This is a genomic window from Arthrobacter zhaoguopingii, assembly GCF_009828605.1.
Taxonomy (GTDB): Bacteria; Actinomycetota; Actinomycetes; order Actinomycetales; family Micrococcaceae; genus Arthrobacter_D; species Arthrobacter_D zhaoguopingii.
Genome location: NZ_WIAE01000011.1, coordinates 108599 through 119695, shown reverse-complemented (window position 1 = coordinate 119695; position 11097 = coordinate 108599). Strand labels below are relative to the sequence as shown.

The 11097-nt window shown below is 66.9% G+C and carries 10 protein-coding genes and 1 tRNA gene; 5 read left to right on the top strand and 6 right to left on the bottom strand.

Features of this window, described 5'->3' with window-relative positions; all coding sequences use genetic code 11:
- Positions 1–139: 139 nt before the first annotated feature.
- A complete protein-coding gene (locus tag GVV77_RS14415) occupies positions 140–640 on the top strand; it encodes an SRPBCC family protein (RefSeq protein ID WP_159619489.1) in 501 nt (166 codons plus the stop codon).
- Positions 641–753: 113 nt separating this feature from the next.
- On the opposite strand, the gene GVV77_RS14410 is transcribed toward GVV77_RS14415, so the two are convergent.
- Entirely contained in the window at positions 754–1779 is a 1026-nt protein-coding gene (locus GVV77_RS14410) for a LacI family DNA-binding transcriptional regulator (RefSeq protein WP_159619487.1), read from the bottom strand.
- 43 nt (positions 1780–1822) lie between these two features.
- On the bottom strand, positions 1823–3556 hold the full coding sequence (locus GVV77_RS14405; RefSeq protein WP_159619485.1) for a glycoside hydrolase family 13 protein: 1734 nt from the start codon (positions 3554–3556) through the stop codon (positions 1823–1825).
- A gap of 429 nt (positions 3557–3985) precedes the next feature.
- On the opposite strand from GVV77_RS14405, the gene GVV77_RS14400 reads away from it, so the two are divergent.
- Positions 3986–4546 carry a DUF4190 domain-containing protein gene (locus GVV77_RS14400; RefSeq protein ID WP_159619483.1) on the top strand — a complete coding sequence of 187 codons (561 nt, stop codon included), beginning with the start codon at positions 3986–3988 and terminating at the stop codon, positions 4544–4546.
- 50 nt (positions 4547–4596) lie between these two features.
- Here GVV77_RS14400 and GVV77_RS14395 read toward each other — a convergent pair whose 3' ends face one another.
- From GVV77_RS14395 to GVV77_RS14380, 4 genes are all read right to left on the bottom strand, one after another.
- Positions 4597–5958, bottom strand: coding sequence for a DUF4032 domain-containing protein (locus GVV77_RS14395; RefSeq protein WP_159619481.1), 1362 nt, complete (start codon positions 5956–5958; stop codon positions 4597–4599).
- A 145-nt stretch (positions 5959–6103) separates the two neighbouring features.
- Entirely contained in the window at positions 6104–7192 is a 1089-nt protein-coding gene (locus GVV77_RS14390) for an ABC transporter ATP-binding protein (RefSeq protein WP_159619479.1), read from the bottom strand.
- 114 nt (positions 7193–7306) lie between these two features.
- The gene (otsB, locus tag GVV77_RS14385; RefSeq protein WP_159619477.1) at positions 7307–8095 is read right to left on the bottom strand and encodes a trehalose-phosphatase; all 789 of its coding nucleotides are present in this window, start codon (positions 8093–8095) and stop codon (positions 7307–7309) included.
- A complete protein-coding gene (locus tag GVV77_RS14380) occupies positions 8088–9557 on the bottom strand; it encodes an alpha,alpha-trehalose-phosphate synthase (UDP-forming) (RefSeq protein WP_159619475.1) in 1470 nt (489 codons plus the stop codon). The genes otsB and GVV77_RS14380 overlap by 8 nt, the downstream gene beginning before the upstream one ends.
- Before the next feature lie 122 nt (positions 9558–9679).
- On the opposite strand from GVV77_RS14380, the gene GVV77_RS14375 reads away from it, so the two are divergent.
- From GVV77_RS14375 to GVV77_RS14365, 3 genes are all read left to right on the top strand, one after another.
- On the top strand, positions 9680–10534 hold the full coding sequence (locus GVV77_RS14375; RefSeq protein WP_246199839.1) for a DsbA family protein: 855 nt from the start codon (positions 9680–9682) through the stop codon (positions 10532–10534).
- Between the two features lie 89 nt (positions 10535–10623).
- Positions 10624–10700 (top strand) — tRNA-Thr (locus GVV77_RS14370).
- A 139-nt stretch (positions 10701–10839) separates the two neighbouring features.
- The gene (locus tag GVV77_RS14365) at positions 10840–11049 is read left to right on the top strand and encodes a helix-turn-helix transcriptional regulator (protein ID WP_246199838.1); all 210 of its coding nucleotides are present in this window, start codon (positions 10840–10842) and stop codon (positions 11047–11049) included.
- The last annotated feature ends 48 nt before the right edge of the window (positions 11050–11097 follow it).

Genomic DNA, 11097 nt, shown 5'->3' with positions numbered 1-11097 from the left:
GGCCCACCCCCCACCCCACCCCGGACCCCACCGGCAGGGCCCCCAACCGGCACCGGCAGGGCCCACAACCGGCACCGGCACCCACCGGGGCCGCCCACCGCCACGGCTGCACGCACCCCAGCACCGGTAGAGTCGAACCATGAGTGGACTTTTCTCCCATGCGGCTCCGGAGCCCGCCGGCGGCGGCACTGTGGCGGACATCCGCGCGTCCGTGCGCGTGCCGGCCGATGTGGTCGACGCCTTTTCCGGGTTCACCGAACATCTCCACCTGTGGTGGCCGGGCGCTGAGCTCAGTGTCTGGGGCGCTGGAAGCTTCTTCGACCTTGAGGGCGGCGTCTTTGTCGAAACGTCAGCCGAGGATGAGGAGGCTGTCTGGGCGGAGGTCATCGAGCGTGAGGATCAACGGGAGGGTCACCGCGCCTTGTCCCTCCTGTGGCGGCACCGCCCCGGCCCCTTCCCTGCGACGGCGGTTGAGCTTTCCTTCAACAGCGTCGGAGGGGCAGCACCTGCCACAACGGTCGACGTCATCCACGGCGGCTGGCCTCGAGAAGGCGGCGCCGACGACCTGCGCGGGCGCTATGAGCGGTTCTGGCCGCTGGCCCTGGGCAGGTATGGACGCTTCATGGGTGGAACAGTGTAATGTCCTGCAGTGCGAGGAGCTAGCCTCGATCGTTCGCAGCCGGAGGCCCACCGCCAAACCGGACCATGGGCTGCCCCGGCCATCCCGGGTCTCGTAGGCATCTGCTGCGGGAGTTAGGGCCTGTCGGCCGGCGCCGACGTGCTCGAGCGCACGACAAGCTCGGTCCGGGCGTCCTCGTCGGCCGGCAGAGTGTCGGCATTCTCCGGGTCGGTGAGGATCCCGAGCAGCCGCTTCACGGCGTGCTCGCCCTGCTGGCAGGGAAACTGGGCGATGGTGGTGAGTCCGAAGATCCCGCCCAGGTCGTGGCCGTCGATTCCGATTACTGACAGATCTTCGGGCACCCGGAGGCCGAGGTCCCGGGCGGCAAGGATGGTTCCGATCGCCATTTCATCCGATGCGCAGAACACAGCCGTGGGTCGGCTGTGCGGGTGTCCCAGCATCCGCTTGGCTTCGGTATAGCCACCGGTGATGGTGAAGTCCGCTTGAGCACGCCAGGAGGGAAGAACTTCGAGGCCCTCGGCGCTCATCGCTGCCTCGTAGCCCTCACGGCGGGAGCCTGAGATTCGAAAGTCGTTCTCAAACGCTTCGGCACCGCCGATGTGGGCGATCCTGCGGTGCCCCAGACTGAGCAGATGCTCGGTAGCCAGGGTGGCGATCGCCCTGTCGTTCACACTGATCGTATGGGCACCGGGCAGGACGCCGCCGATTCCCACGACGGGCTTGCCCACAGCGAGCAGCTGACCCAGTTCGGACCTGCTCAGCTCCAGGGCCACGGAGATCACGCCGTCGCACCGCTGGCGCAGCAGGAATTCCGACAGCACCCGGTCCCGGTGCTTCGCGCCTTCGCTGAGGTTGTAGAGAGTCAGGTCGTAGCCGGCCTCCAGGAGGGCGGCAGCGGCGCTGTCGACGATCTGAGAGAAGTACCAGCGGTTGACCGAGGGCACCACCACGCCGACGTTGCGGTTCCTGCCCGAGGCCAGGGACGACGCCGAGTAGGAGAGGACGAACTCAAGTTCCCGGGCCGCCTTCAGCACTGCCAGACGCGATTTTTCTGATACCCGGCCGTTGCCGCTAAGGGCACGGGACACCGTGGCCGTCGACACTCCGGCGCGCTTTGCGACGTCCTTGATGCCGGTCACGGCGTCCTCCCCCCTCGAATCGGGCTTGGGTAGCCCGGCCGCCTTAATTAAGCTTCAGCCACACACAATGGTTGGGTGCCAGCAGTCCGTCGGTGCCCGCTTCAGGGTGGCTTGCCGCCAGAATCGAGCCGCCGGGCAGCTGCGTATCGAATTCTCCCATGTTGATCAGGACGACGACGTCGCCGTTGCGGAACGCCACGGTGTCGCTGTTCTCGTACTCCACGCTCCACTGCAGCGATCCGGCTCCAAGACCCAGTTCGCGCCGCAGTCGCAGCGCCATGCGGTAGAGGTTCAGTGTCGACCCGGGATCGGAGTCCTGGCGGTCGACGGCGAGGGCTTTCCAGCTCTCCGGCTGCGGCAGCCAGGGGGTGTCCGCTGTTCCGAAACCATAGGCAGGCTCCTCCGCGCGCCACGGAAGGGGGACCCGGCATCCGTCACGTCCGAGCCGTTCCCCGCCGGTCCGGGCGAAGGTGGGATCCTGGCGGAACTCGGCGGGCATGGTGGTGTGGTCGGGCAGGCCGAGCTCTTCGCCCTGGTAGAGATAGATGCCGCCGGGGAGGGCGAACATGGCAAGGGAGGCCGCGCGGGCCCGGTCCAGCCCGGTTGCGGTGTCCGGCTGCGGATCGAAGTGGCCGATTCCATCACCGGGGCGGGGGAAGTCCTCGCCGAGCCCGAAGCGGGTCGCATGGCGGACGACGTCGTGGTTGCTCAGCACCCAGGTGGTGGGCGCGTCGACGCTGTCGAAGGCCTGAAGGGAGCTGGAGACGACGTTGCGCAGCCCGTGCGCGTTCCACGGGTGGTGCAGGTAGGCGAAGTTGAAGGCCTGGTGCATTTCGTCCGGGCGGACCCAGTCGGTCAGCCGCGGCAGGGGGTCGATGGTGGCCTCAGCGCAGAGCACCCGGTCGCCGTCGTACTCATCGAGGATCTTCCGCCAGCCGCGGTAGATCGCATGGACCTCTTCCTGCCCGAACATCGGGGCCTCATGACCCGGGAAGCCTTCGCTTGAGCTGCCATCGGCACGCCCGCCCCAGTCCGGCAGCCCTTCGGCCTTGACCAGGGCATGGGCGACATCGACGCGGAAGCCGCCGACGCCGCGGTCAAGCCAGAAGCGCAGGATGCGCTCGAACTCATCCCGCACCGCCTGGTTGTCCCAGTTGAAGTCGGGCTGGGAGGAATCGAAGAGGTGGAGGTACCACTGTCCGCCAGACCCGTCGCTGTTGACCACTCGGGTCCAGGCCGGACCGCCGAAGTGGGACTGCCAGTTGTTGGGCGGGAGCTCCCCATGCTCGCCCTGCCCGTCCCTGAAGATGAACATTGCACGTTCCGGCGACCCGGCCGGGGCAGCGAGGGCCCGCTTGAAAAGAACATGGTCACTCGAAGCGTGGTTCGGCACAAGGTCGACGATGACCTTGATGCCGAGTTCGGTGGCCCGAATGGTCAGTGCATCGAAGTCAGCCAGGGTTCCGAACAGGGGGTCGACGTCGCAGTAGTCTGCGACGTCGTAACCGCCGTCGCGCTGAGGTGAGGTGTAGAAGGGGGAGAGCCAGACGGCATCCACGTTGAGCCGGACCAGGTGCTCAAGTTCCTCGCGCACGCCGGCGAGGTCGCCCATGCCATCGCCGTTCGCGTCCCGGAAGGACCGGGGGTACACCTGGTAGATCACCGAGGAGCGCCACCACGCATCGTCCGCGTGCTGAGCGTGGATGGGGTCATGGAAAGTGACAGCTCCGTCGGGAGCGCTAAAACCTGCCGTGTCGACGGCCGCTGAAAAGGACATGGGAAACATCGTAGACCTGCAACGCCAATACTGAAAGCGTTTACAGGCATACATTCCGCGTGTCCTAGGCGTTACTTCCCGGTAACCTCGGTGCCACTAGGTCTCTTGTTCTCCTGAAGTGTAAACGTTTGCACTTATGATCTCCGCCATACTCTCTGCTGTGGCGCCGGAGGAGAGGCGCTCCCGGTCCTGAAGGTGGCGGCGAGGAGATTCGGCGGTGGTCCGTCCTGCAGCTGGGTCGTGCGTCCGTGCTCTGCGGCGGGTGTCCGGCGGCCGGAGGGATGGCGGTCGGGATGGAGCTTCAGCCGGTCGTTCCGGAGAGACGGTCCGACCCCGGACATGCCCGCTTGGCGGTGATATTCTCGGGCCAGAGGCCCGGAGGGCTCTGCAGGAGTTCGTTCCTGCACCGACAAGATTGCAGGGGCGCAAGTGTCAGAAAACCCAGCAGGTCCGCACGGCGGATCCGGTTCCAACGATCCGTACGGCAAGGGCCCGGGCGGAAGCTCTGGACCCTCCGGATCATCCAACCCCGGCCAGACGCCGTACGGGCAGCCCGCCTACGGGCAGTCACCCGCGCCGTACGGGCAGCCGGCCTACGGGCAGGGCCCCGGCCAGCCGGCTTACGGGCAGTCGCCGTACGGGCAGCCGTCGGGATATCCGGCGGGCGGCTACCCGGGCCAGCAGGGGCCCCGTGAGAACCCCGGACGCACGCTGGGCATTGTGGGGCTCATCCTGGCGATCATCCCGTTCCTGAGCCCGGTAGGGCTGATCCTCAGCATTGTGGCATTGGTGAAGTCAAAAAAGGCCGGGATGGGCAACGGCATTGCGGTGGCGGGCATCATTGTGGGAGCCCTTTTCACGATCGGCCTCGTTATCCTCATCGTCGGAATCATCGCTGTAATCCCGTATGCCACGGAGGTCGCCGAGTTCTGCCAGCAGGCCGGGTCCGGTCCGCAGATTTATGAGGGCCAGGAAATCCGGTGCCCCTAGATGTGAGGTCCTGAGCCGCGGTCCGGGCCGGCCGCACCGGCCCGGATCACTTAGCTGTCCGGGAAGCTGCTGTCCCCGTCGAGCCCGATGGTCTTCGAGTCGGCGGTCAGCATGATCTCGGCCTCGTCGCGCCGGTGCCGCAGCTCCGAGTCAAGGTAGGACTGCACCGCCTCCGCCATGGGAACGTTGCGGTCCTGCCGCTCGGACATGTACCACCGGTGTTCAAGCACCTCGTGCACCACCTCCGCGGGCTCGAGCTTGCCGCCGAGCTCGCGCGGTACCGACCGCACAATCGGCTCGAAGACTTCGCTGACCCACAGGTGGGCGCTGATCTCCTCGTCGACGTCGAGGTTGTTGTTGTCCGCCCGGTAGGCGTCCATGTCGTTGAGCAGCCTGCGGGCCTGGTTTTCCTGCGCGTCGATGCCGGTCAGGCGGAGCAGCCGGCGGCTGTGGTGGCCCGCGTCGACAACCTTCGGCTGCAGCTGGATCCGGGACCCGTCGGCGACCGTGCTGATGACGTATTCCTCGACATCGAAGCCGAGGTCGTTGAGCCGGCGGATGCGGGCGTTGACGCGCCAGCGTTCGCCGAGTTCGAACGACTCCCGCGCCGTGAGTTCGGTCCACAGCCTGCGGTAGCTGTCCATGATCAGTTCGCTGGTGGCCAGCGGGTCGACTTTCTCCTCGATCAGCCCGCCCTCGGCGAGGTCCATCAGCTCGCCGGCGATGTTGACGCGCGCGATCTCGAGGTCGTACTCCCGCTGGCCGCTTGAGAGTTCCGGATAGAGCTCTCCGGTCTCAGCGTCCACCAGGTAGGCGGCGAAGGCGCCGGCGTCCCGGCGGAACAGCGTGTTCGACAGTGAGACGTCGCCCCAGTAGAACCCGATGAGGTGCAGGCGCACCAACAGGAGTGCCTGCGCATCGATCAGGCGGGTGAGGGTGTCCCGTCTCAGCGTCTGGGAGAACAGGGCCCGGTAGGGCATCGAGAACTTCAGGTGCCGGGTGACCAGCACCGGGTCCAGCTCGGTGCCGTCGGAGGTGGTGCGCCCGGTGATGACCGCGACGGGTTCGACGCACGGCACATCGAGGCGCTGGAGCTTACGCAGCATGTGGTATTCGTGGCGGGCGACGTGCTCGCTGGTTTCCTTAATGGCGATGACCGAGCCCCCCAGGTGCGCAAAGCGCACGATGTGGCGGGAGATACCGCGGGGGAGGGCCGCAAGGCTCTCTGCAGGCCATTCCTCGAGCGCGATGTGCCAGGGGAGGTCGAGCAACTCGGGGTCGGCGGAGGCCGCGGTGATGTTCAGTGAGCCCAGTGCCGACTCCGGAGGGGTGGTCCGGATGCGCGGCAGCTTGCCCGTCTGCGCATAGTCGGTCGGTTCGTCGTGCCAGTTGGCGTTGTAGGTTTCCGTCATGATGTTGCCTTCTGTAGGACCGCCGGTGCGCCGGTCACTGGGAGTGCTCAAAGCAGGAGGTCCGTTAGCTTAAACCGCAATGCGGTGGTCCCCCGTCCGTGAAGACGCAGCATGGGAACCACCGCATTGCTGGAAATGCGTTGAACTAGACCGTATCGGCCAGGCGGGCGCCGGAGGTCGTGTCGAACAGGTGCACGTGGCCCTGCTCGGGGCGGACGTAGACGGTGTCGCCCTTCATCGGAGGGCGGCGGCCGTCGACACGGGCCACCATGTCGTGGTTCTGACCGTTGAGCGTGGTGTGACCGTAGATGTAGGCGTCGGCGCCGAGTTCCTCGACAACGTCGACCTCAACCTGCAGGCCTTCACCGGGGGCGGCGAGCACGAGGTCCTCGGGGCGGACACCCAGGGTCACGGTGTTACCTGCGGCCGCATCAAGGATGTCGCTGCGGACCGGGTACACGGTACCGCCGAACAGCACGCCGCCGTCGGCGACGGGCAGTTCGAGGAGGTTCATGGCGGGGGAGCCGATGAACCCGGCAACGAAGACGTTCTTCGGGCGCTCGTACAGGTTGCGCGGGGTGTCGACCTGCTGCAGGATGCCGTCCTTGAGGACCGCGACGCGGTCGCCCATGGTCATCGCCTCGACCTGGTCGTGCGTGACGTAGACGGTGGTGACCCCGAGGCGGCGCGTCAGCGACGCGATCTGGGTGCGGGTCTGGACGCGCAGCTTGGCGTCGAGGTTCGACAGCGGCTCATCCATGAGGAAGACCTGCGGGTTACGCACGATGGCGCGGCCCATGGCGACGCGCTGGCGCTGACCGCCGGAGAGGGCTTTCGGCTTGCGGTCCAGGTAGTCCTCGAGGTCGAGCAGCTTGGCGGCCTCACGGACGCGCTCGGCGCGCTCTTCCTTGGGGACGCCGGCGATCTTCAGGGCGAAGCCCATGTTGTCGGCGACACTCATGTGCGGGTACAGGGCGTAGTTCTGGAAGACCATCGCGATGTCGCGGTCCTTCGGGGGAACGTCGGTGACGTCGCGGTCACCGATGAGGATGCGTCCCGAGTTGACGTCTTCGAGTCCTGCGAGCATGCGCAGGGAGGTGGACTTGCCGCAACCGGACGGGCCTACGAGGACGAGGAATTCGCCGTCGGCGATCTCGATGTTCAGGCGGTCTACAGCGGGCTTTTCGGTCCCCGGGTACACCCGGGTGGCCTGGTCGAACGTTACCGTTGCCATTTTCTTATTTCCTTTTCACGGGCAGGTACGTGCCCGACGATCCGTAGTGAATGGAGTGTATTCAGTTGTTCGGGGTAGGACCGGCCGAGCCGGTCGACACCCACTTGGAGTATGTCACGGATGGTTGGACGAAGCACAATCACGACGCAGGGCGAAAAGGTCCTCAAGGGTGCCGGCGAGGTCCTCGGGCGAGCCCAGGCGGTAACGGGCCGCGGTCTTGCCCTCACCGATTTTGATGCCCACATCCTGGGGCTGCAGGACGCCGAAGGCGTGCTCGTCGGTGACGTCGTCGCCGGCGAAAAGCACCGCTGTGGCCCCGCTGAGCTCCCTCAGCAGCCCCAGCCCCTGCCCCTTGTCGGCGTGGACCACCGACACTTCGAGGACGCGCTTTCCGTCGGTGACCTTGAGCCCGTCCAGCCCGGCCAGCCCGTCGCGGGCGGCGGCCACCGCGTCGGCGGCGACGTCGTCGGCCGCGGACCGGGTGTGAAGGACAACGCCGGCCGGCTTGGACTCGAGCCACGTGCCGGGGTGAGCCGCCACGACACTCTCGACGACGTCGGCCGCCGCATCGAGCAGTTCGGCCTGGCGGGGGTCGAGGGTGAGGGGTGCGGCGTCCGGGCCGGTCCAGGTTTCGGCGCCGTGGCTGCCGATGAGCAGGGTTTCCGGTTCAGGGGAAGCCACCTCTCTCAGGCTGCCGAGCGCGCGGCCCGAGATCAGCGCCGTCGTCGTCGACGGCAGCGCGGCCAGGGCCTTCAGGGCGGCCGAGGAGCGGGGGAGCGGGCGGGCGTCCTCGGCGCGCTCGACCAGCGGCGAGACCACGCCGTCGAAGTCGAGCGCGATGAGCAGCACCGGTGTTGCGGCGAGGTCCTCAAGGGCCGCCCGGAGATCGGTGCGCTCAGGCATCGTTGTTCACCGCCGAGCCGTTGCGCAGGGCGGTCAGGAACGCCTGCGACCAGCGTTCGACGTCGTTCTGGAGCACCTGGCGGCGCATGATGCGCATCCTGCGGACGCCTTCCGCCGGGGGCATGTTCAGGGCGGTCACCATCGCGGACTTCAGCCCGTCGATGTCGTGGGGGTTGACCAGGACGGCCTGCCGGAGGGTGTCGGCCGCGCCGGCGAACTCGCTGAGCACCAGGGCGCCGCGGTTCTCGGTGCGGGCCGCAACATATTCCTTGGCCACGAGGTTCATCCCGTCGCGCAGCGCCGTGACGAGCATGACGTCGGCCGCGAGGTACAGGGCGACCATCTCCTCGACCGGGTAGCTGTGGTGGAGGTACCGGATCGCCGTGTTCTTCATGGTGTCGTAGGTGCCGTTGATGCGGCCCACTGCGCCCTCGATCTCCTCACGGAGGAGACGGTACTGCTCCACGCGTTCCCGGCTGGGGCTTGCCACCTGGATCAGCGCGGCATCCTCAACGGTGATGGAGCCGTCCTCGAGGAGTTCTCCGTAGGCCTTGAGCCGGTGACCGATGCCCTTGGTGTAGTCGAGCCGGTCTACCCCCAGCAGGACGTGCTTGGGGTTGCCGAGCTCCCGGCGGATCTCGCGGGAGCGCTCAATGATGTCCTGGCGTTTGGCCAGTTCGGTGATGGCGTTCACATCGATCGAGATGGGGAACGCCTCGGCGCGGGAGACGTAGGCGGGCGCATTGCCGTCGGCGGGGACCTGTACCTGCTGCTGGCGGATGGTGTGGCCGAGGAAGCGGCGGACGCAGCGCAGGAAGTTGCTGGCGTCGCTTGGGCGCTGGAAGCCGATGAGGTCCGCCCCGAGCAGGCCCTCGATGACCTGTCGGCGCCAGGGCAGCTGCGCGAAGATCTCCAGCGGCGGGAACGGGATGTGGTTGAAGAAGCCGATGACGAGGTCGGGGCGGGCCTTGCGCAGCAGCTTGGGCACCAGTTGCAGCTGGTAGTCCTGAACCCACACCGTGGCGCCGTGGGCCGCCGATGCGGCGGTGGCCTTTGCGAAGCGCTCGTTGACCCGGCGGTAGGCGTCCCACCAGGTGCGGTGGAATTCCGGCGGCGCGATGACATCGTGGTAGAGCGGCCAGAGGGTCGCGTTGGAGAACCCCTCGTAGTAGAGCTCCACCTCGTCCTCGCTCAACGGCACCGGGACAAGGCGCATGTTCCCCTCATCGAAGGGGTCGAGGGTCTCGTCGGGAGCGCCGTGCCAGCCGACCCAGGCGCCGTCGGTCTTGGCCATGACCGGAGCAAGCGCCGTCACGAGGCCGCCGGGGGAGCGGCGCCACGAGCTGTTGCCTTCGTCGTCCGTGACGCGGTCGACCGCCAGCCGGTTGGAGACAACGATGAAGTCAAAGTCGCCGTAGTCGGTGTCGGTGTCGGAATCCGCTGCCGTTGTGGCTTCGCTCATTGAAAACTCCTGCAATTAGTAGGCCTACTGATGAACTCTATCGGTTAGGGGCACCGGCCAGTCCCGATAAACTGGGGCAGATCGGGAAGCGTCCCGGAGAAGCAGGCAAGGCAGAAGGACCGATGGCACCGAGCAACTCCCGTAAGCCCAGCAAGGCCGAGCGCTCAGCGGAGTCCCGCGAGCGGGCACGGCTGCAGCGCGAGGCGGCCGAACGCACCGCCCGGCGGAACTCGCTGCTGATCCGCTGGGGCGTGGTGGCGGCCGCTGTCGTCATCGCCGTCGTCATCGCGCTGGTTGTCGCCGGCAATATCCGCGGGCGGGTACCCGACGCCGGTCCGGCGCCGCAGCACGGCAATGACCAGGGCGGAATCACCCTGGTCTCCACCTCCGAGCTCGCCGAGACCGAGGGCGGCGAGGTCGACGTCGCATCTTTGCCGGAGGAGCCCGCGCCGGGAGCGGGGGTGCCGCCGGGAGTGGAGCCGGGCGCGGACGGGGCGCCCATCCCGGTGGTGGCGTACGTCGATGTGAACTGCGTTCACTGTTCCAATTTCGAGAGCGAGTATTCGGATGACCTGCGGCGCTGGCTCAATGCCGGTGACATCACCCTCGAGTACCGCAACGTCGCCTACCTCGACCGCAACTCCCGCGACGACTACTCCTCGCGGGGGGCCGGCGCGCTCGCCTGCGTCGCCGATACGGCACCGGACAGCTACTTCGACTTCTCCACGGCACTGTTCGCCAACTTTGAAAGCGGCGAGCTCGATGACGGCGGGCTGGCCGATATGGCGGCCGAGGTGGGTGCCGGTGACATCTCCACCTGCCTGTCCGAGGGCACCTTCCGGCCCTGGGCGAAGTACACGACGGAGGCCGCGCAGGCTGCCGGCGTCGAGGGTACACCGACCGTTTATGTCGACGGCGAAGAGGTCCCGGACGCCGTGGCGGACTTCGGGAAGGTCGTCGAGGAGAAGCTTCGCTGAGTTTTCACGAACCGGAGGGCTGGGCTAACCTTAGGGGGCGCCCGTTGTGTCGTGGAGACCGCGGCGGCGCCTGCTGGTGCAGCCAGCATGCCTCCTTAGCTCAGTTGGCCAGAGCACCTGTCTTGTAAACAGGGGGTCGCCGGTTCGAATCCGGCAGGGGGCTCCAGAAACCCCTTCTGACTAGGCAAAACACCTAGCAGGAGGGGTTTGTCATGCCACCCAATTTGCCAAAGAGACGTTTAAGTGACGTTTTGGTTTGCCCCGCAGCGGTGAGCGTTCCACTTATCGCCGCACACATGGCGAACATGAACGAAAACGAGACGCCCCAGAAGCCTGCGGCAGTGAAAGTCCTGACCCGGAGCGAAGTGGCCAGCATCCTCGGCATCGCACCGAAGACACTTGCCAACTGGCACTCCACGGGCATCGGTCCGCCAGCGATGCGGCTCCATGGCCTAGTCAGATACGACGAGGCCGACTTCATCGCCTGGTACAAGGCGTGTAAGGCGGCCTCTTGATGGGCCGCCATAGGTTGCTGCAGGGTGAGTTGGGTAATCCTGGCGCGC